We start from the raw sequence: 21,085 nt of genomic DNA on the forward strand, positions 1-21,085 counted from the left end.
TGAAATGTCTTATAAATTCATGTATATAAATGACAAGCTGGATGAGCTTTTAAATGCTGAAACTATCAGGCGGTATAGTATTACCTATAAACATCATGTCGTCTTTTGGGTCATTTATTTTGCTATCAATACCCTGCGGTGGGGAAGTGTGCATGACGACTTTGCCCTATCCTTAAAAACCAACCTTATTGGTTTTCCCATTCATATTGCACTGGCTTACTTCAATATTTATTTTCTAATGCCCAAGTATGTATATACAAGAAAATATGTGCTGTATGCTTTTTTGATGGTGGCTTGTTTATTTATAATGCTTCTGGTAAAATTCAACCTTACCTATTACTTAATAGATACCAATGTCATGCCCGAAGGTCCAGGGGAAACGGATAGTATTACCTTTAACTATGCAATGACAACAATGATCGGCGAGCTATATGTGGTTGCTTTTGCCACGGCAATTAAGGTGACAGTGGACTGGTTACGGGAACATAGCAAACTCCATGAGCTTGAAAAAAGACAGCTTACTACAGAATTAAAATTCTTGAGATCACAAGTTTCTCCTCATTTTTTCTTCAATACCTTAAATAATGTTTATTCGCTTACCTTGGAAAAATCCAACAAGGCACCAGAAGTGATTTTAAAACTTTCGGAGTTGATGCGATATTTATTATATGCCACTCGTAAACGAAAACAAGATCTTAAAAGTGAAATAGATTGCATTCAAAACTATATTGATCTGGAGCGCATACGTTTTGATGATTCATTGCAAATAGATATTGGTATTTCTGGAGACATGGAAAATAAGACCATTGCCCCAATGCTTTTGGTTCCTTTAATTGAGAATTGTTTTAAGCATGGAGCCACCAAGAGCATAGGGGAAATACATATTGCTATAGATATAAATGTTACGGATGATTATATGTACTTTAATGTTTCCAATACAGTTCCCAAGAAAGAGGTTGAGGGCAAAGTGGCAACGCGTGGCGGGGGTATTGGATTATCCAATGTGAAAAAGCGTTTGGAATTAGGGTATACCCCAGAGGATTATGAACTTTCTATCTTTGAAAAAGATAATATGTTTCACGTAAACTTAAAATTGAAGGTATGACGGACTTGAGGGTAATGATTGTTGATGATGAGCCTTTGGCAATAAAGGTGCTGGAAAACTATGTTGAGCAGGTGAAGCAATTACAGTTGATTAAAACTTTTTCTAATGCTGTTGATGCTTCCGTGTTCTTGCAGGAAAATGAAATTGACATCATTTTTTTGGATATCAATATGCCCATTTTGGATGGTTTAAAATTTTTAGAAACACTCCATGTTTCCCCAATGATAGTTATTACCACGGCTCATGAAGAATATGCTTTAAAGAGTTTTGAGCTGGAGGCGATAGATTATTTAGTGAAACCAATCCCTTTTCCTCGGTTTTTGAAAGCGGTCAATAGAATAATAAGTTTAAAGCAAGGAAGCTCTTCCGGTGGTGGGCAAAATACAAATGAAAATCCAAGCATCTTTGTAAAAATTGATAAAAAGAAACTGCAAAAAATCTTTATAGATGAGATTGTAGTAGTGGAAAGCCTTAAAGATTATATAAGAATCAAGACTACTTCGGCCAAATACATTATCCATAAGACCTTGGGTAGTTTTACGGATGAGCTGCCATCAGATAAGTTTATTAGGATACACAGGTCGTACACCATTGCCATTGATAAAGTGGAAGCTATTGAAGGCAACAGTTTGGAAATAGATGGCATTAGATACACCATAGGAAGGAGCTATTTGACCGAGGCAAAAAATAGAATCTTGAACGATACCATTCAGTAACATTAAGTGTTGATTCCTTGTTTGGTGTTCTTAAAGAATTACGTTGACCTTTTCTGATTGGCTATTGGTCGAATTTTTTGATTAGATTTAGGATTATCTGGGTAGTTTAAGAGCTAACAACCTAAAAGCCATTCAAATGCCTTTCTTTTTTTTAATAAACAGTAAGATTGAGATGTGGAAAGCTGTATGCATTATTCTCTTGTTATGCTGTATTATTGGTTGTAAGAATACCAAAGGTGAGTACGCTGGCATTTCACAACAAGAATCCTTAAAACAAATGCCAGATAGCATAGATTTCTCTTTTCATATAAAACCAATTCTCTCGGATAGGTGTTTTGCTTGCCATGGTCCAGATAAAAATGCTATTGAAGGAGGACTTTCTTTGAATAAAGCAGAGGATGCCTATGCAGCAATAGGAGAGAATAAAGACCGATACGCCATTGTTCCAAGAGATTTAGAGAAAAGCGAATTGGTGAAACGGATATTTGAAGAAGACCCAAATTTAATAATGCCTCCGCCGGAATCAAACCTATCATTGTCCAATTATGAAAAGGAACTACTTAAAAAATGGGTTGCCCAAGGAGCGGTCTATAAAAAACACTGGGCATTTGTGCCACCAGAAGACCCTAGCATTCCTCAAATTGAGAATGACCAATGGAGCCAGAACGAAATTGACAAGTTTATTTTAAAGAAATTAGAAGCCCAGGGATTTTCCCCTTCCAAAAAAGCAGAAAAAGAACAACTCATGCGCCGAGTGTTTTTTAGTATTTCAGGATTGCCGCCAAGTGTGGAGCAAGTCAATGCTTTTTTAAATGATGGTAGACCAGGGGCCTATGAGAAAATTATAGATTCCTTGCTCAATACAACAGCTTATGCGGAATATATGGCTGCGGATTGGATGGATGTTGCAAGATATGCAGATACACATGGATATCAAGATGATTTTGAGCGAATCATGTGGCCTTGGAGAGATTGGGTAATCCATGCTTTTGATAAAAATATGCCCTATGATCAATTTGTGACCTATCAATTGGCCGGAGATTTGCTTCCAAATTCCACAAAAGAGTCCATTTTGGCAACAGGATTCAATAGGAATCATAAGATTACCGCGGAAGGAGGGGTTATTCCAGAAGAATATCGTATTGAGTATGTGGAAGACCGCACCGTTACCTTTGGTACTGCTTTTTTGGGAATGACCATGGAATGTGCCAGATGCCATGACCATAAATATGATCCCCTGTCCCAGAAAGACCATTTTCAGCTTTTTGGTTTCTTCAATAATATTGATGAAGACGGACTCATGCCGAGTGCGCAGATCATTCCAAAACCTTATATGACCATTTCTAAACAAGATGCGGAAGGAGTATTGAGTTTTGTAAACATGACCACTGCTTCCATGCCAAAAGTAGATGTAATGGTTATGCAGGAAATGCCCCAGCCCAGAGAAACTTTTATTCTGAACAGAGGGGTTTATGATCAACCAACTGATCAAGTTTTTCCGGAGACACCAGAAGCTATTTTACCATTTCCAAAGGAGTTTCCAAAAAATAGGCTGGGATTGTCAAAATGGTTGTTTCATAAAGATAATCCATTAACGGCGAGAGTGGCTGTAAATCGTATTTGGCAAAGAATGTTTGGCAAGGGCTTGGTGGAGAGTTCATACGATTTTGGAAATCAGGGGGCATTGCCTTCCCACCCAGAGCTGTTGGACTTTTTGGCCATTAAGTTTATGGAAGATGGTTGGGACCTTAAACAAATCATGAAATACATGGCCATGTCGGCCACATATCAGCAAAGTAGTGAGATATCCAAAGAGATGGCTGAAAAAGACCCTGAGAACACCTATTTGGCAAGGGCATCAAGATTGCGATTGAGCGCTGAGATGATTCGCGATCAAGCGTTGAAAGTCAGTGGACTTTTAAATGCCGAGGTCGGGGGCCCTAGTGTAAAACCATATCAACCCGAAGGGATTTGGGAGGAAACCACTGGAGGAGGAGGAGGAAGTACCTCTACCTATGTTCAAAGTTCTGGTAAGGATTTATATAGAAAAAGTGTTTACACTTTTTGGAAACGGACTGTTCCACCTCCAAGCATGATGACTTTTGATGCTTCTTCAAGGGACTTGTGTACTGTAAAGAGACAAGAAACCAATACGCCATTGCAGGCATTGGTGCTATTGAATGATCCACAGCTTATTGAAGCTGCACGTGCATTGGCATATAAAGCAGTTGGGGTTGTAGGTCAAGAACCTACAGATCAAATCAAGTATGTTTTTCAGAACGCTACTTCAAGAAAACCCAAGGAAGAAGAACTTCAAATTTTAAATGGCTTGTATTTGGATGCACTTCAGAGAATAGAAACCGGAGAAATCATTCCCGAAGAATACCTATCCATTGGCGAGTTTTCCGTAACAGCTAATATTCCATCAAAGCAAATAACTGCATTGGCTTTGACGGCGCATACCATACTTAACTTAGACGAAACCATTTCAAGAGGATAAAATGAGCGAAAAGAAAATAATAGCGGATAATGCGATCAACCTTAATAGAAGGGCCTTTTTAGGAAAATCTGCTCTTGGAGTTGGTGGAATGGCTCTTGGTTCTTTGTTGGGGTGTAATTTCTACAAGAAGGAAGGAAGCCTCATCACTAAAGCCGATAACCCAATGGGAATAAAGGGAATTTTGAATTCCCCTCACCATCCTGCAAAAATAAAACGGGTAATCTACCTATTTCAAAGTGGAGGACCATCCCAATTGGAGCTTTTTGACTACAAACCCTTACTTAATGAACGAAGAGGGGAAGATTTGCCAGAATCTATTCGTAATGGGCAGCGTTTAACGGGAATGACCTCTGGTCAGGATCGTTTTCCATTAGTAGGTTCCAATTTTGGGTTTCAACAATATGGTAAAAACGGAACATGGATTAGTGATTTGTTGCCCTACACGGCGAAAATGGTTGATGAATTGTGCATCATCAAATCCATGTACACTGAGGCTATCAACCATGACCCAGCAGTTACCTTTTTTCAGACAGGCTCACAGCAGCCAGGAAGACCTAGCATTGGTTCTTGGTTGAGCTATGGTCTGGGAAGTGAAAACGAAAACCTGCCTGCCTTCACCGTATTATTGTCTAGAGGTTCTGGAAGACCTAATGGACAGCCATTGTATACAAGATTATGGGGTAATGGGTTTTTGCACTCACTGCATCAAGGTGTACAGTTTAGGGCGGCAAAAGACCCCGTACTTTATTTAAATGACCCCAAGGGAATTTCCAAAGAAACAAAACGTGCCATTTTGGATAATTTGGCAGAGCTAAATGAAAAGCAGTACAAAGAATTTGGCGATGAAGAAATTCAAAGTAGGATAGCACAATATGAAATGGCCTATAGAATGCAAACTTCAGTTCCAGAGGTGATGAATACGGATGATGAACCCGATTACATTTATAAAATGTATGGTGCAGATGCCAAAATTCCAGGAACCTATGCAGCCAATTGCTTGTTGGCAAGAAGATTGGCAGAGCAAGATGTTCGCTTTATCCAACTTTATCATATGGGATGGGATCAGCATGATAATTTACCAGGAGCTATCGAAAAACAGGCTAAAGATGTTGATCAAGCCTCCGCTGCATTGGTCGCTGACCTTAAGCAAAGAGGTATGTTAGAAGACACCTTGGTTGTTTGGGGAGGTGAATTTGGCAGAACCAATTACTCTCAGGGAACGCTAACAGATGAAAGTTACGGTAGGGATCATCACCCACGCTGTTTCAGCATGTGGTTGGCCGGGGGAGGTGTTAAGCCTGGAATTGTATATGGAGAAACTGACGAATTTGGATATAATATCGTGGAGAATCCCGTACATGTTCATGATTACCAAGCCACTTTATTGCATCTGTTAGGAATTGACCATGAGCGCCTCACATACAAATATCAAGGAAGAAGATTCAGGCTTACCGATGTTGAGGGCCATGTAGTAAAAGATATATTAGCATGATGCAGCGTAGAAAATTTATTGAAAAAAGTTGCTTGGCCACGGCAGGTCTAATGTCCGTTAATGCTATGCCTTTATCTGGAAATGCACTTAAAGATGTGATTATTGGACATGGCGACTATCAATATAAAGTGGATGTAGATTGGGGCAAACTAAATAGCGAACGTTTTCCGGTAAAGGATTGCCATGAAATGGTGCAAGACTCAAAAGGGCGGATAATTTTGTTGACCAACCATACCAAAAACAATGTGCTTTTCTATGATAAATCTGGAAAATTACTTCATTCTTGGGGACATGAATACCCAGGGGCACATGGCTTAACACTCCATAATGAAAATGGAAGTGAGTTCCTGTACATCTGTGATAATGAAAGACATGAGGTGATAAAAACCACACTGGATGGAAAGGTTGTCCAGATTTTGCCATTTCCAAAGGAAACTGGGAAATATCAAAAAAAGGAAGAATACATTCCCACGGAAACTGCTATTGCTGAAAATGGGGATATCTACGTGGCCGATGGCTATGGGGCGCAATTTATTACGCATTATGATTCTAAAGGAAACATTAAAAATGTATTTGGAGGTAGGGGAAATGAAGACCATTTATTCAACAATGCCCACGGCATTTGTATTGATGACCGGAATCCTGGTAATCCCATATTATTGATAACGGCCCGACAACAAAACAAGCTGAAAAGGTTTCAGTTGGACGGGACCTATATAGACTCTATCGATCTGCCGGGAGCTTATATTTGTAGACCGGTTATCCACAATAAAAATGTTTATCTGGCTACCATCTGGTCTGGCGACGGTTCTGAAGGAACAGGTTTTGTTTCCATTTTGGATGAAAACAACAAATTGGTCTCTGCTCCCGGAGGAAGTACACCAACCTATGAAAAAGAGCGCCTGAACCCAATGCATCAAGCCTTGAAAATTTTTAGGCACCCGCATGATGTTTGTGTTGATGAAGATGAGAATATTTATGTGGCACAGTGGAATTCTTGGAATACCTATCCCATAAAACTGTATCGCGTATGATGGTGCGGTTATGTAATGCAATCAACCCAAGGAGAAGGTTGAAAAAGACAAATTGTATACTTGTTCTAGTCTTCTTTTCTTGTATGTCAATGGTATCCTGCCAATCTGAAAAACCAGTCTTTTTGAGTGCGGACACCATTCAATTGGCAACTCCAAAAATTGAAGCGGATTCCATACTTTTTAAAAACAGCGCTTCAGTAAAAATAGATTTGGCCTATGAAGGAGTTACTATACGATATACATTGGATGGAAGCTCCGTTACCTCCAATTCCCTGATTTATGAAACTCCATTGACCATAAATTCAAATGCACAATTGAAAGTAAAGGCCTTTCATTCGGATTTTAAACCCAGTGAAGAATTGGGAATGGTAATCCGAAAAATGAAAAAGGATATTTCCAAAACTGAAATCAGTGTTGATCCAGAACCCAATCAAAATTATTATGGTAATGGAGCAAAAACCTTGATAGATGGTCAGAAAGGAACTGTTGCCTATAGAAATGGTAATAAATGGTTGGGATTTCAATCTAAAAATGTTGAAGTGTATTTAAAGTTCCCGGAGCCTATTGCACTTGAAAAAATCATGTTGAGTGCTCTTCAAGATCAAGGTGCTTGGATTTTTATGCCAAGATCAATTACAATTAATGCGGAAGGGAATCCCGTTGGAGCTATTGAAGTTAAGAATAGTGCTAATACAGACCGAGTTAAAATGAATTTTATAGAGATTCCACTAAAAAAAAGGAAATATAAAGAGCTAACAATAACCATAACTTCTTTGGATGAAATTCCAGAATGGCATCAAGGGAAAGGAACATTGCCCTGGTCATTTTTGGATGAAATCTTGGTCGAATAAATACGATATCAATGCAATTAGGTAATCTACATCCACTATTTGTTCACTTGCCCATTGGAATTTTGGTTCTGGCATTCCTGATGGAGCTTTACTATGCAAAAAAACCAGCTCCAAAAGATAATGGGACTATTTTATTTGCCTTGGGAATAGGAGCATTAAGTGCTTTGTTTTCTGTTGCATCAGGCTGGTTTTTGGGAGAGAATGGAGGATATGATGAAGTACTGTTATCCAGGCATAAATGGATAGCCATTGCATTTGCCGTAGGAGCTTTGTTATTGTTTTTTCTGAAGAAATCAACCCATGCAAAGACACAAAAGGTGTATTTGCCCGCTTTTGTATTGGTTTTAGTACTGTTGACATTGACCGGACATTATGGAGGGAGCCTTACACATGGCGAGGATTTTCTGTTTCAGGAAAAATATACGGAACCTATAATTGAAAATGTGGATGAAGCTAAGGTGTATGCTGAAATTATTCAGCCAATTCTGCAAAAAAAGTGCGTCAGTTGTCATAATAGTAGTAAGGCAAAAGGCGGATTGTTGCTCGCTTCCAAAAACGATTTATTGACAGGAGGAGATTCGGGTTCGCTTTTAGATGCTGAAGAAGGCGGAAAGCCCTCATTGTTGATGCATCGCCTATACCTCCCAATTGCCGAAAAAGAACATATGCCTCCCAAAGGAAAGGTGCAGCTCACCTCGGATGAAATGCTGTTGTTGGAATGGTGGATGAAAAATGAAAACTGTTTTGACTGCATCACCAAAGATTTACTGGTTGATGATAAACTGGATGGTATTTTGGCATCCTTGGAAAAAGATACTTCATTGCACGCTTTGATTGCGGAAAAAGTTGATGAGGTTCCAGCTGAGTATTTGGTGTCTCTTGCGAAACAAAATATTTCGGCTCAATTGCTTTCTGAAGAGGTGCCATTGCTGTCAGTGAATTTATCTCATCGCAAAGACTTGACTGAAGAAGATTTTGAGTTGCTCAAAGAATTTAAAGAGAATATTGTAGAGATGAACTTGGGCTACGCTAACTTGGATAACGTGTTGGGAAAGCAACTCAAAAAGTTTAAACACTTAACCAAGCTCCAGCTACAGCGAACCCAAATTACAAATGACTTTGTCAATATTTTGGAAAGCCTTGAATATTTGGAATCTCTAAATCTATATGGAACAGAATTGGATGATTCGGCTCTGGAAGTATTTAAAAAGTTGGAAAACCTAAAAAGTTTGTATGTATGGCAGACCAAGATGTCCAAAGAGGCCCTTGCCAAGTTTGAAAGTCAAAACAACACGGTAATGGTTCAAAGTCAAGTAGCGGATAGTGTTTTTGCATCAAGTACTTTGTCACCTCCAACAATCTTGGCAGATAAAGAGATTTTTATAGATTCCGTTGAGGTTTCCATTGAACAATATTTTGACGGTGCCAAAGTATACTACATCACTGAAAATTCAAAGAATGACACAGTTCCGAAGGAATACACAAAACCTTTTTATCTAAAGGAGACTTCTACTTTAAGGGCGTATACAACATTGGACGGATGGGAGCCGAGTGAAGTAAGTACTGGAGATTTTTTGAAAAGTAGGGTGGAGGTAACCAATGTTTCGTTAGCTCGATCTCCACACCCAAAGTATAAAGGCAAGGGAGGAAAGACGCTTATGGATTTGAAACGTGGGACAACAAATTTTGTAGATGGGAATTGGTTAGGGTTTGAAAGTGAGCACATGACGGCGACCATTGAATTTAAGGATCAAACTATGATATCAAATGTTTCCGTAGGAAGTCTTTCCATACCCAATAATTGGATTTTCTTTCCCGTGGGTTACACAGTTTGGGGTTCTACGGATGGTGACAGTTTTACTAAAATCAAGACCGTTAAATTACCTATACAACGACCTTCTGTTATTATTGAACGGAAGGCCTATAATATTGATTTTGACCCGATAGCTTTAAAAAAAGTAAAACTGTTGGTGGAAAGCCCATTAAAAAACCCAGATTGGCATGCAGTGCCAGGTGGGAACAGTTTTATCTTTTTAGACGAGTTAGTTTTTAATTAGACAAGCATTTTATTTTTTATAAAAAAATGAAGCTTTAATAAGAAACATCACAATATTTGTCTTTTTTGACAACACTTACCCCATTTTTCTTGATGATTTTTTAGTATTGAATTCTTACATTTACGAGCAACCAATACTCAAACATTTATGCCTATTGTTTTTGTAATAATTGGAATCCTCCTATTATTTCTTCTCATCGCAAAATTTAAGCTCAATGCTTTTCTTTCTTTTATAATCGTCTGCCTTTTTGTTGGGATATCCCAAAACATGAACTTAGAAGCTCTTGTAAAAGCTATTCAAACAGGTATTGGGAACACTCTTGGTTTTCTTGTTCTTATTTTAGGTTTAGGAGCCATGCTGGGTAAACTGGTGGCTGACAGCGGTGCTGCCCAACGGATTACCACAAAGTTAGTGTCGTGGTTTGGGGTTAAATATGTGCAGTGGGCCGTGGTCTTGACTGGGTTCATTGTTGGTATTCCTATGTTTTATTCGGTTGGTTTTGTAATATTGATTCCTTTGGTATTTACCATTGCAATGTCTACAAGGTTGCCATTGCTGTATGTTGGTTTGCCCATGCTCACATCATTATCGGTAACACATGGATATCTTCCACCTCATCCCGCCCCAACCGCTATTGCGGCCATGTTCAATGCCAATATTGGAAAAACCCTATTGTACGGAATTATCATAGCAATTCCGGCAATAGTGATTGCAGGTCCTTTATTTGCCCGCACCATAAAAAACATTGAGGCCAAGCCACTAAAAGAATTTTACAACCCAGTTGTGATCAAAGAAGAAGATTTACCAAGTATGGCTGCAAGTGTGTTAAGTGCTTTGCTGCCCATATTGTTAATAGGAGTTGCAATATTTGCAGAGCAATTTTTGGGAGAAGGCAACTTTAGAAATATTTTGACCTTTTTGGGTAATCCTGTCATTGCCATGTTGATTTCGGTTTTGGTTGCCATTTATACCTTAGGGCTTTCCCGGGGTAGGAAAATGAAAGAGGTTATGGATTCTCTGTCCGTCTCTGTGTCTAGTATTACTATGATTCTATTGATTATTGCTGGTGCTGGTGCCTTAAAAGAGGTTTTGGTAGATAGTGGTGTAAGTAATTACATTGCTGATCAGTTGAAAGGTTCAAGCATATCCCCATTGGTTTTAGCTTGGCTGATTGCAACAGCTATACGAGTTTGTGTTGGTTCTGCTACGGTTGCCGGGTTAACAGCGGCTGGAATTGTGTTGCCTTTAGCTTCAGGAACAGGAGTGAACACGGAACTTATGGTATTGGCCATTGGCTCTGGAAGTCTTATGCTATCCCATGTAAATGATACAGGTTTTTGGATGTTCAAAGAATATTTTAACCTTTCCGTCAAAGAAACACTCTCTACCTGGACGGTTATGGAGACTATGGTTGGCGTAATAGGATTATTGGGAGTACTTGCACTAAACGCATTTATATAATTTAAAGAAATGGATAAATTACCTTCAGAAAGAATAAAAGAATTAGGATTGGAATTTCCTCCAGCACCCAAACCAGTTGGAGTTTACAGACCGTTACTGGTAGTTGATAATTTTTTATATATCTCAGGACAAGGTCCAATTAAAATGGATGGGAGCCTTATGATTGGTCGTGCAGGAGACGACTTGAATGAGGATCAGGCCAAACTGGCTGCCCGTCAAGTAGGTTTGACAATGCTTTCGACCATACAAACACATTTTGGGAGTTTGGATAAAATAAAAAGAGTGGTGAAAGTTTTGGGGATGGTCAATTCTACCCCAGACTTTGGTAGACAACCTTATGTTGTAAATGGATTTAGTGAGCTTATGGCAGATGTGTTTGGTAAGGAAAATGGGATAGGGGTAAGAAGCGCCGTAGGGATGATGTTGCCTGATAATATTCCTGTTGAAGTAGAAGCCATGTTTGAACTTCATCAATAACTAAAGGGAATTAACCCAGCTTTTACCAAACAAAATTATACTATGTTCATTTTTGATGCACATTTGGACTTGGCTATGAATGCCTTGGAATGGAACAGGGACTTAACCTGGACGGTAGAGGAGATTAGAAAGAGTGAAAAAGGAATGACCGACAAGCCAGACAGGGGAAATAACACAGTATCCTTACCTGCAATGCAAAAAGGGAATATTGGTCTTTGTGTTGCCACGCAGATTGCTCGCTATGTGAAGAAAGGAAGTAAGCTTCCTGGTTGGAATTCTCCACATCAAGCTTGGGCCCAGACTCAAGGTCAATTGACATGGTATAAGGCTATGGAGGAAATTGGTGAAATGGCGCAGATTACAAACCTAGATCAGTTAAGGAACCACCTTGAACTATGGAAGAATGAAGATGCCAAAAAGCCAATTGGATACATTTTAAGTCTTGAAGGAGCAGATTCAATCGTTACAATGGAGCATTTGGAAAAATCATATGAAACCGGATTAAGAGCTATTGGTCCAGCACATTATGGTCCAGGCACATATGCTCATGGTACCGATTCGGTCGGAGGAATTGGTCACAAAGGCAAAGAACTCCTTAAAAAAATAGAAGAACTCAATCTAATTTTAGACGCTACACATTTGTGCGATATGAGTTTTTGGGAAACTATGAATGTATACAATGGTCCAGTATGGGCAAGCCATAACAATTGTCGAAAGTTTGTAGATCACAATAGGCAATTTGCCGATGAGCAGATTAAAGAACTCATTAACAGGAAAGCTGTTATTGGAATCGCTCTGGATGCATGGATGATGGTCCCAAATTGGGTTAGAGGGAAATCAACTCCGAAAGGTATGGGGGTCACCCTTGATCAAATGGTTGATAATATAGATCATATATGCCAACTAGCGGGGAATTCATTATATGTGGGCATAGGAACCGATCTTGACGGTGCATTTGGCAAAGAGCAAAGTCCGGATGACTTGGATACCATAGCCGATTTGCAAAAAGTACCCTCGTTATTGGCTCAAAGAGGATATTCCAAAAACGATATTGAGAATATTATGCACCTTAACTTCATAAACTTCCTGGAGAGGACTTGGAGTTAAAAAAATAAGAAGAAAGCAGATAAAATGAAAAGAAAAGTTTTTATTGTCGCTCTAATTTGTTGTGTTTGTTTTATGAACGGACAAACATTGGATGTTATGTCCTACAATATTAGATACGATAACCCCAAGGATAGTTTGAACAGTTGGGAACATCGTAAAGATTTCCTGATTTCCCAACTCAATTTTTATGCGCCGGCTATTTTTGGAACCCAAGAAGGGCTTGTGCACCAACTAAAAGATATTGAAAAAGGCTTAAGCAATTATTCATTTTTTGGAGTTGGACGGGATTATGGAGATGAAAGAGGGGAGTTTACAGCAATTTTTTATGACAAGAAACAGTTTGAGTTATTAAAAGAGGATACTTTTTGGTTGTCCCCAACACCAGAAAAACCATCCAAAGGATGGGATGCGGCATTGCCCAGAATTTGTACTTATGGACTGTTCAAAACAATCAAAGAAGGAAAGAAATTTTATGTTTTTAATACCCACTTTGATCATGTTGGAGAAAAGGCTCGGACACAAAGCGCCTCATTGATTCTAGACAAAATAAAAGAATTGAATTCGGAGAACTTGCCTGTAATTGTAATGGGAGATTTCAACCTTGAGAGCAGTAGTGATGGAATTCAATTGATGGCAAGTGCTTTAGGAGATTCTCATTTTGTGGCTGGCAAAAATGCTTTTGGACCCGAGGGTACTTTCAATGGATTTAATTTTACCCAACCTGTAACACGGAGAATAGACTACATTTTTATATCTCAGAATAATTTAATAGTACACAAAAGTGGCATTTTAAGTGATTCTCAATCTTGTAGATATCCTTCCGATCATTTTCCTGTATATGTAGAGCTTGGATTTTCTAATTAATTGGCGACTACTTGAACTTTGCAGAAAACAATTGGTTCTAAAAATGTTATAAAAACCAAAAACTTTTAACTGGTCCAAGATTTAAAATTAATGTTGGATAGTGTGTTTTTTCTTTACCTGTTTTCCGTAATTGTTTTTAGAAGGTTCAGAATTCTTCTTCTATTAGAGAATGAAATCTATCATTAAACGGTTTTTGTCTTTTTATGAATCTTATCAAGCATTTTTTAGAGGTATTAATCTTTGAAAGAAATACACAAATCTGTGATAATATCAAAACCCAAATAATTTTTTTATATATTGTTGACAAATAATTAACATTATTGATGATGGCATCGTTTCCCGAAGCTTTATTGGACTATAATAAAAATGATGCAAAAAGTGATTTGGGCAATAGATTAAACTCAGTTGATTTTGACCCTACAATGGAATGGAAATTATTTTGTGATGGCAGTGAATCTGCGTTTATCAAGATTTATAATCACTATTTTCAGGTTCTATATAATTTAGGGAGACAATTTTCTGGAGATACTGATTTGTTAAAGGACACCTTACAGGAAACCTTCATAAATATTAGAAAGAAAAGGAGCAAATTGCATAAGGTGATTTCAGTAAAAGCCTTCCTCATAAAGTGCTACAGGAACAGGATTATTACAGAGCAAAAGAAACGAAAGAAAAGTATGACCATGAACTTTTCTTCTGGTTCACATGGATTTATTCTGACCCCTTCCCATGAAAGTGTCTTGATTAGCAGGCAGTTTCGCCAAGAGCAAATTGAGATGATGCAAGAGTCTTTAAACAAACTTACCCGAAGACAAAGAGAGGCTATTTATTATTTCTATTACAATGGACTTTCTTATATCCAAATTAAGGATGTTATGGGGTTTTCCAGTGTCCGCGCAGCCAGAAACTTAATTTATAGGTCTCTTACAGAATTAAGGAAGCAAGTTGAAATTCTTGAATAGGAAGATTTTGTATACAACAATGTAATTATTGCTTGATATTGTATTTGCCTTACTTTCAGTCTTACATATTTAAATTGAATGATTATTGGTAATCCCATACATGACATTATCAATCTTCTATTTTTAATGTAGAATAATGGTGCAAATATTAACAACACCAACAATTTATTTGAAGAAACTCAATTTTTTTTGATGTCATTTATCAATTTTTGATGTCATACTAATATATAGAGGCCATACCTATGGATTATCACGAATATGAATTGGAAGATTTTCTGGCAGACCCTGAATTTAGAAATTGGGTTTTAAAGCCAAACCCGGCCTCTCATTTTTTCTGGAAAAAATGGCTGGCTGCAAACCCTTCTAAAAAGACAACGGTATTAGCAGCAAAAGAAATTGTTTTGTCGTTGAAGTTTCATTCAGGTGATGAAGTTGACCAAAAAGAGCAAGGAGAGATTTTGAAATCCATTTTGGGAAAGCGAAAAATGACCTCCAAGGTTAAGAAAATAAATCTAAATACTATTGCATTTCAGGTTGCAGCTTGTGGATTGTTGATGGTAGCTATGGCCTTTGGCCATAGTACGTTGACATCTACAGAAATTCAACCATCTGCAATTCCTATTAAGTATGTTGTAAAAGAGAATCATAAAGGACAGAAATCCAGAATAACATTGCCGGATGGATCCACGATATTTCTTAACAACAACAGTAAAGTCATGTATGCTTCAAAATTTGTTGGCAAACGTGAGATTTTTTTGGAAGGAGAGGCATTTTTTCAAGTAAAAAAAGATTCAACAAAACCCTTTATGGTTAATTCCAATGGTTTGTTGACCCAGGCATTGGGAACTTCATTCAATATAAAAGCCAATAAGGGAAAGAAAGTTGAAGTTGGTTTGGTTACGGGAAAGATTTCCGTATCTACAGCTACGTTAGATGACAATATTGAAATAATTGATAGTTCTGGCGGAAAAGCTACCTATGATACGATGGAGGGGAAATTGGATATTTCTTCTTATGGAGATATGGATTTTTATAAATGGACTAAAAGGATACTGGTTTTTAAGGCAGCTGATTTTGATGAAATAGAGGAATCTTTAGAAAATTGGTATGATGTTGACATTACTGTGCGCAATTTAAACAGGCGTATCAACTATACTGGTGAATTCCCTAGTGAAAGTCTGGAGAATGTTTTGGAACGAATAGCTTTTGTTGAAAAGTTCTCCTTTAGGATAGATGAAGAAAATGAAAGGAAAGTAACAATTTTTTTTAACTAATAACTCTTAAAACTTAAACAAATGAAAATGAAAAACTACCCGTAAAAAATAAGTTTGCTCCAACGAAAATGGCACTTTCGATGGAAACAAACTTATCATCAAAAGTTCAATTAAAATTATCAACTAAACCGATGTAAAAGTATGAAATTTAAACTATCTAAAACAATAGCTATGCTCTCTAGGATATTTATTTTGCAACTAGTATTCTGCTATTTTGCAATGGCAAATGAGGGGTATACGCAAAGTATGAAAGACATCTACCTTGAGTGGAGTTCCATTCGACAAGTAAAGGTGTTGGATGTCTTTGAAGAAATCGAGAACCAATCAGCTTTCAAATTCAATTATGATGAGAAAGATGTTAACAGGAAAGCAAAACTACTTATAGCGCAGGGTTCACATTCTGTGTATGAATTATTAGAGTTAATAAGTAGAGAATCTTCTTTGAATTTTAAAAGGATGAACAGTACTATTGCTGTTACTCCTAGACTTGAAAAAGAAGCACCTGAAATAACTGAAAAAATAGTACAACAAACAATAACAGGAACGGTTACCGATAGTGCCGGGTCGCCTTTACCTGGTGTCAATGTTGTGGAAAAGGGTACTGCTAATGGTGCCTCAACGGATTTTGACGGATATTACAGTATCAATGTTTCAGATGGAGCAGTCTTGGTGTTTTCTTCGTTAGGATTTACTTCTAAAGAAGTAGCCGTGGGCAGTCAGTCGTCTATCAATGTAGTTTTGGCGGAAGATGCAGAACAGTTGGGAGAAGTAGTTGTGACAGCTTTGGGTATTAAAAGAGAAGAAAAGACTTTGACGTATGCACAACAGACGGTTAGTGCAGATGAGATTACCAAAACAAGGGATGTAAACTTCCTTAATAGTATAAATGGTAAAACTGCAGGTGTAGAAATAAAGAAAAGTAGCTCTGGAGCTGGTGGATCTACCAAGATTGTATTAAGGGGTAACAAATCGTTAAGTGGTGACAGTACTCCACTATTTGTAATTGACGGTATTCCTTTGGCAAACAATAGAGGTGGTCAGCCTGGTATGTGGGGTGGTACCGATTCTGGAGATGGAATATCAGCATTGAACCCGGATGATATAGCGAGTATAAGTATTTTGAGAGGGGCAAATGCAGCTCTTCTTTACGGTAGTGCTGGTGCCAATGGGGTTGTACTGATTACTACCAAAGAAGGACAAGCTGGTAAAACTACGGTTTCCCTTAACTCAGGTGTTACTTTTGAAAGTATCATTGAAACACCAGATTTACAATTCAAGTATGGTGCTATTGGAGAAGCTAAAGAAAGTTGGGACACTACCCCAGGGAATTATGCTAGCGATTATGTAGATGATTTCTTTTCAACAGGAGCCAACTTTATTAATTCACTTTCCATAAGTGGCGGAAATGATAAGACTACGGCCTATTTTTCGTATTCTAATACTTCGGCAACTGGTATTACTCCTGAAAACACGTATGCTAGAAACAACGCTTCTTTTAAACAGTCTACCAAACTATTAAATGATAAGTTGACTGTAAGCTCAAATATTATCTTGTCTATAGAGAATTCTGAGAATAGATTGCCTTCTGGGTATTACCTCAATCCTCTAACCGGTCTTTACTTCTTTCCAAGAAATAGGGATTTCGCAGATACTAAGAACAACTATCAAATATTTGATGATACGCGTAATCTTTTTGCGCAGAACTGGTTTGTGAATGATCACCACCAGTCCAATCCGTATTGGATTATTCATAATCAACCTAGGGAGCAGAAGAATAGAAGGGTAATTGCAAATTTGACCTTGAACTATCAGATTATGGATGCACTTAACCTTCAGGTTAGGGGTAACTATGATTATGGGAATGTTACACGGGAACAAAGACATGCTGCAACTTCCAATCCTACTAATGTTAATGAGAATGGTTCATGGGAGTATCACAAATATGAAGATCGTTTGGTCTATACGGATGCAATCTTGACCTATGATTCTGATTTGTCCGATGACTTTAGTCTTACCGCACTTGTTGGAGGTAGTTATACTGAAACTGATTATGGAGACGGGGTTAGGGTTACTCGAAGTAGTGGTAATGGCCTAATCTACCCAAATGAATTCAATTTCCAGAATTTGGATCTGACGCAAACACCTGTTCAATCAGTAACCAATGGTGTAATAGAAAAGCAAGGTTTATTTGCCAATGCCACATTGGGATATAAAGAGATGTTATTTTTAGATCTTGGAGGAAGAAATGATTGGGCTTCAACTTTGGCACTTACAGGAAATGACTCTTACTTTTATCCATCAGTTGGTTTAACGGCAATTGTTAGTGAAATGTTTGACATGCCAGAAGCCATTAGCTTTGGAAAATTCAGGATTTCCAGAACCCAGGTGGCCAACGAGGTGCCTTTTAACCGAATTAACCCTCAAAATAGTATATCAGATCCAGTTGGAAGCTTGACTAGAAATACTACGAAGCCTTTTACTGATGCAAAACCTGAAATTATCACAAGTACGGAGTTCGGTGCTGATTGGCGCTTCTTTGGAAATAGGCTTGGAATAGATTTCACCTATTATAATATCAAGAGTGAAGACCAGTTTATTCCAGTTGCTTTAGATGCTTCTGATCCAGAATCTGAAGGTAGATATACCCGTAAGTTTATCAACGCCGGTGAAATTGTGAACAAAGGAGTTGAAATTTCGCTTAACGGATCTCCGGTTAAAAATGATAACTTGGAGTGGAATACCGCATTTAACTTTACCAGAAATAGAAGTGAAATTGTGGATATAGGGCCAGATGATGCAAGGGTTGTAAACCTAGGGTCTTCTGAGGGCTATAGCTCTAGATTGGTCGAAGGAGGAAGATTTAATGATTTATATGTGTTGAAATTTAGAAGAGATGATCAAGGAAGAATACTATTTGATGATAATGGAAACCCATTAAGAACTCAAGAAAGAGAGTTGATAGGTAACCTTGATCCAGACTTCACGTTAGGTTGGAACAATACAATCTCTTATAAAAGATGGAGTGCCAGTGCCTTGATTAATGGGGTGTTCGGTGGAAATGTATTCAGTCAAACAGAGTCCATGTTAGATGGTGCTGGGGTTTCACAAAGAACTGCAGATGCACGTGATGCCGGAAGTGTTGCGGTAAACGGTGTTGTAGAATCATCCGGAGCCGCGGTTACCAGTGTGGATCCAGAACAATGGTTCCGTTTCATTGGAGACCGTAATGGTGTTGGAGAGGCTTATGTGTACGATAGAACAAACATTAGATTGGCACAGTTGTCTTTGGCATATGATATTGATTTGGCTAAATTGAACATGCCATTTATACAATCAGCATCTATAGCCTTTATCGGTAACAACTTGTTCTTTTTGAAAAAAGATGCACCATTTGATCCAGAATTAGCTATGAGTACCGATAGAAATTCTGTAGGGCTAGATAACTTTAATCTGCCGTCTACACGGAACTATGGATTGAACCTTAAAGTAACTTTTTAAAAAATGGATATGAAGAAGTATATATATGTATTATCAATGGTGTTGGCACTAGGTGCTTGTACCAGCGACTTTGAAGAGACCAATACCAATCCATATGAGATTTCTGATGAATCACTAAAACAGGATTTTAATAATATTGGTGCTTTCTTTCCAGGTTTACTGTCAAACCTTTATGGAATTCAGATTGACCATAATTTGACCAATGATTCCTATGCTCGGCATTTGGCTACTCCAACACCGTTTGTGGGTGGAGTGAACAATACAACGTATTACTTGCGTTGGAACAGATATTGGACCGTACAGTACAACAATGTAATGGCTCCAGCCAATCAGGTTATCGATATAGCCGCTCAAGAGGAAGGCAACGATGTGTTTATTGAATTGGCCAATTTAATCAAGGTTATTTCTATGCATCGTTTAACGGTTTACCAAGGACCTGTAGTCTATACTGAATACGGTTTGGGGAAATCTGGAGCGTATGATAGTGAACAAGCGCTTTATAATGCGTTTTTCTCAGATTTGGATCGTATAATTGGTGTTCTAAAAGCAAATACAGACTTTGGTGGTTTTAAAGCTTTTGATGCCAGTTATGGTGGAGATATTGCCATGTGGGCTAAATTTGCAAATTCTTTGAGACTTCGTTTAGCCATTAGAATTTCAAAAGTAGATCCGGCAAAGGCTCAAGCGGAAGGGGAAAAAGCCATTGCAGATACGGCTGGGCTTATTCTGACCAATGCTGAGAATTTCAATATTTCCAATTATGGTAGAAAGTATCACCCGGCAGTAATTTGTTTTGAGTGGAATGATACTCGTATGAGTGCATCTATGGAATCTATTTTAGGTGGATACCAAGACCCAAGAGTCAGTGCCTTTTTTGATCCGGTAACTGATGATGCAGTAGTGGCAGATCATCCAGGTTTTCCATATAAGGGAATTCGTAATGGGGCAAATTTAGGTGCCAAGGATGACCGATTGAGTTACTCTACTATTGACCTGTCTTTTAACGACCCTGCTGCGGTAACTGAGCGTAAATTAATGAGTGCTGATGAAGTTCATTTCCTTTTAGCTGAAGCAGCCCTTAGGGGTTGGGCCAATGCAGGAGATGCTGGCACGCATTACGAAACAGGAGTCCGTACCTCTTTTGAGTTATGGGGAGCAGGTGGTGTTGATGATTACTTAGCCGACAATACCAGCATACCATGGGATTATACAGATCCTAAAGCAGCTGCAGGTGTTAATGCCTTTACTAATAGGATCACAAATACTGTTGCTTGGGATGAAGGAGCTGATAATGAAACCAAATTGGAGAAGATCATTACCCAAAAATGGATTGCTGCTTATACGGATTCTATGGAACCTTGGGTAGACCATCGTAGAACAGATTATCCAAAGCTTCCGTTTAATTACCAAAATGATAGTAATTCGGATTGGGGAGTTATTGCGGCAGATGACTTTTTAAGAAGAATGACATTCATCAACAGCGAGCGGGAAAATAATCCCACAGGCGTTGCTGATGCAACTACTAAGTTAGGTGGCCCAGATGAAATAGGAACACGACTCTGGTGGGATACCGGAGGACCTAATTTCTAAAGGGGAAACAAAAGAAAACCTGTGGCTAACCCCACAGGTTTTTTTAATAGTAATTTCAAGTCACATCCAAACCTAAGCTAAAATATGAATAGCAACT

The 21,085-nt window shown here is 38.3% G+C and carries 15 protein-coding genes; all 15 read left to right on the plus strand.

Going from position 1 to position 21,085, the window contains the following annotated elements:
* The first annotated feature begins 4 nt into the window (after positions 1–4).
* The 15 genes from CRO15_RS05585 (at position 5) to CRO15_RS05655 (ending at position 20,988) form a co-directional block, all read left to right on the plus strand.
* A complete protein-coding gene (locus CRO15_RS05585; protein WP_243396906.1) occupies positions 5–1,105 on the plus strand; it encodes a sensor histidine kinase in 1,101 nt (366 codons plus the stop codon).
* Entirely contained in the window at positions 1,102–1,821 is a 720-nt protein-coding gene (locus tag CRO15_RS05590) for a LytR/AlgR family response regulator transcription factor (RefSeq protein WP_097044760.1), read from the plus strand. The genes CRO15_RS05585 and CRO15_RS05590 overlap by 4 nt, the downstream gene beginning before the upstream one ends.
* 136 nt (positions 1,822–1,957) lie before the next feature.
* Positions 1,958–4,321 carry a PSD1 and planctomycete cytochrome C domain-containing protein gene (locus CRO15_RS05595; protein WP_243396907.1) on the plus strand — a complete coding sequence of 788 codons (2,364 nt, stop codon included), beginning with the start codon at positions 1,958–1,960 and terminating at the stop codon, positions 4,319–4,321.
* 1 nt (position 4,322) lies between these two features.
* Complete coding sequence (locus CRO15_RS05600) at positions 4,323–5,813, plus strand: DUF1501 domain-containing protein (RefSeq protein ID WP_097044762.1); 1,491 nt, start codon at positions 4,323–4,325, stop codon at positions 5,811–5,813.
* Positions 5,810–6,847, plus strand: coding sequence for an NHL repeat-containing protein (locus tag CRO15_RS05605; RefSeq protein WP_243396908.1), 1,038 nt, complete (start codon positions 5,810–5,812; stop codon positions 6,845–6,847). The genes CRO15_RS05600 and CRO15_RS05605 overlap by 4 nt, the downstream gene beginning before the upstream one ends.
* Before the next feature lie 122 nt (positions 6,848–6,969).
* On the plus strand, positions 6,970–7,698 hold the full coding sequence (locus tag CRO15_RS05610) for a chitobiase/beta-hexosaminidase C-terminal domain-containing protein (RefSeq protein ID WP_165769915.1): 729 nt from the start codon (positions 6,970–6,972) through the stop codon (positions 7,696–7,698).
* Positions 7,699–7,709: 11 nt separating this feature from the next.
* On the plus strand, positions 7,710–9,755 hold the full coding sequence (locus CRO15_RS05615; protein ID WP_097044765.1) for a DUF2231 domain-containing protein: 2,046 nt from the start codon (positions 7,710–7,712) through the stop codon (positions 9,753–9,755).
* A gap of 147 nt (positions 9,756–9,902) precedes the next feature.
* The gene (locus CRO15_RS05620; RefSeq protein ID WP_097044766.1) at positions 9,903–11,216 is read left to right on the plus strand and encodes a gluconate:H+ symporter; all 1,314 of its coding nucleotides are present in this window, start codon (positions 9,903–9,905) and stop codon (positions 11,214–11,216) included.
* Between the two features lie 9 nt (positions 11,217–11,225).
* Positions 11,226–11,693, plus strand: a complete 468-nt coding sequence (locus tag CRO15_RS05625; RefSeq protein WP_097044767.1) for a RidA family protein — start codon at positions 11,226–11,228, stop codon at positions 11,691–11,693.
* Positions 11,694–11,735: 42 nt separating this feature from the next.
* Positions 11,736–12,800 (plus strand): dipeptidase, encoded by a 1,065-nt coding sequence (locus tag CRO15_RS05630; protein ID WP_097044768.1) that lies wholly within the window; start codon positions 11,736–11,738, stop codon positions 12,798–12,800.
* A gap of 96 nt (positions 12,801–12,896) precedes the next feature.
* Positions 12,897–13,664 carry an endonuclease/exonuclease/phosphatase family protein gene (locus CRO15_RS05635; RefSeq protein WP_243396909.1) on the plus strand — a complete coding sequence of 256 codons (768 nt, stop codon included), beginning with the start codon at positions 12,897–12,899 and terminating at the stop codon, positions 13,662–13,664.
* Between the two features lie 326 nt (positions 13,665–13,990).
* Positions 13,991–14,626 (plus strand): RNA polymerase sigma factor, encoded by a 636-nt coding sequence (locus tag CRO15_RS05640; protein WP_165769916.1) that lies wholly within the window; start codon positions 13,991–13,993, stop codon positions 14,624–14,626.
* Between the two features lie 242 nt (positions 14,627–14,868).
* Positions 14,869–15,900 (plus strand): FecR family protein, encoded by a 1,032-nt coding sequence (locus tag CRO15_RS05645; protein ID WP_097044771.1) that lies wholly within the window; start codon positions 14,869–14,871, stop codon positions 15,898–15,900.
* Positions 15,901–16,146: 246 nt separating this feature from the next.
* Positions 16,147–19,398: a SusC/RagA family TonB-linked outer membrane protein gene (locus CRO15_RS05650; RefSeq protein ID WP_165769917.1), complete on the plus strand. Its 3,252-nt coding sequence runs from the start codon at positions 16,147–16,149 to the stop codon at positions 19,396–19,398.
* 9 nt (positions 19,399–19,407) lie between these two features.
* On the plus strand, positions 19,408–20,988 hold the full coding sequence (locus tag CRO15_RS05655; protein ID WP_097044865.1) for a SusD/RagB family nutrient-binding outer membrane lipoprotein: 1,581 nt from the start codon (positions 19,408–19,410) through the stop codon (positions 20,986–20,988).
* The last annotated feature ends 97 nt before the right edge of the window (positions 20,989–21,085 follow it).

This window comes from Flagellimonas pacifica (assembly GCF_900215465.1).
GTDB lineage: Bacteria > Bacteroidota > Bacteroidia > Flavobacteriales > Flavobacteriaceae > Flagellimonas > Flagellimonas pacifica.

Coding starts and splice junctions, on each gene's coding strand:
- CRO15_RS05585 (WP_243396906.1), top strand. CDS start 5: ATGTCTTATAAATTCATGTATATAAATGACAAGCTGGATGAGCTTTTA.
- CRO15_RS05590 (WP_097044760.1), top strand. CDS start 1,102: ATGACGGACTTGAGGGTAATGATTGTTGATGATGAGCCTTTGGCAATA.
- CRO15_RS05595 (WP_243396907.1), top strand. CDS start 1,958: ATGCCTTTCTTTTTTTTAATAAACAGTAAGATTGAGATGTGGAAAGCT.
- CRO15_RS05600 (WP_097044762.1), top strand. CDS start 4,323: ATGAGCGAAAAGAAAATAATAGCGGATAATGCGATCAACCTTAATAGA.
- CRO15_RS05605 (WP_243396908.1), top strand. CDS start 5,810: ATGATGCAGCGTAGAAAATTTATTGAAAAAAGTTGCTTGGCCACGGCA.
- CRO15_RS05615 (WP_097044765.1), top strand. CDS start 7,710: ATGCAATTAGGTAATCTACATCCACTATTTGTTCACTTGCCCATTGGA.
- CRO15_RS05620 (WP_097044766.1), top strand. CDS start 9,903: ATGCCTATTGTTTTTGTAATAATTGGAATCCTCCTATTATTTCTTCTC.
- CRO15_RS05625 (WP_097044767.1), top strand. CDS start 11,226: ATGGATAAATTACCTTCAGAAAGAATAAAAGAATTAGGATTGGAATTT.
- CRO15_RS05630 (WP_097044768.1), top strand. CDS start 11,736: ATGTTCATTTTTGATGCACATTTGGACTTGGCTATGAATGCCTTGGAA.
- CRO15_RS05635 (WP_243396909.1), top strand. CDS start 12,897: ATGTCCTACAATATTAGATACGATAACCCCAAGGATAGTTTGAACAGT.
- CRO15_RS05640 (WP_165769916.1), top strand. CDS start 13,991: ATGGCATCGTTTCCCGAAGCTTTATTGGACTATAATAAAAATGATGCA.
- CRO15_RS05645 (WP_097044771.1), top strand. CDS start 14,869: ATGGATTATCACGAATATGAATTGGAAGATTTTCTGGCAGACCCTGAA.
- CRO15_RS05650 (WP_165769917.1), top strand. CDS start 16,147: ATGAAAGACATCTACCTTGAGTGGAGTTCCATTCGACAAGTAAAGGTG.
- CRO15_RS05655 (WP_097044865.1), top strand. CDS start 19,408: ATGAAGAAGTATATATATGTATTATCAATGGTGTTGGCACTAGGTGCT.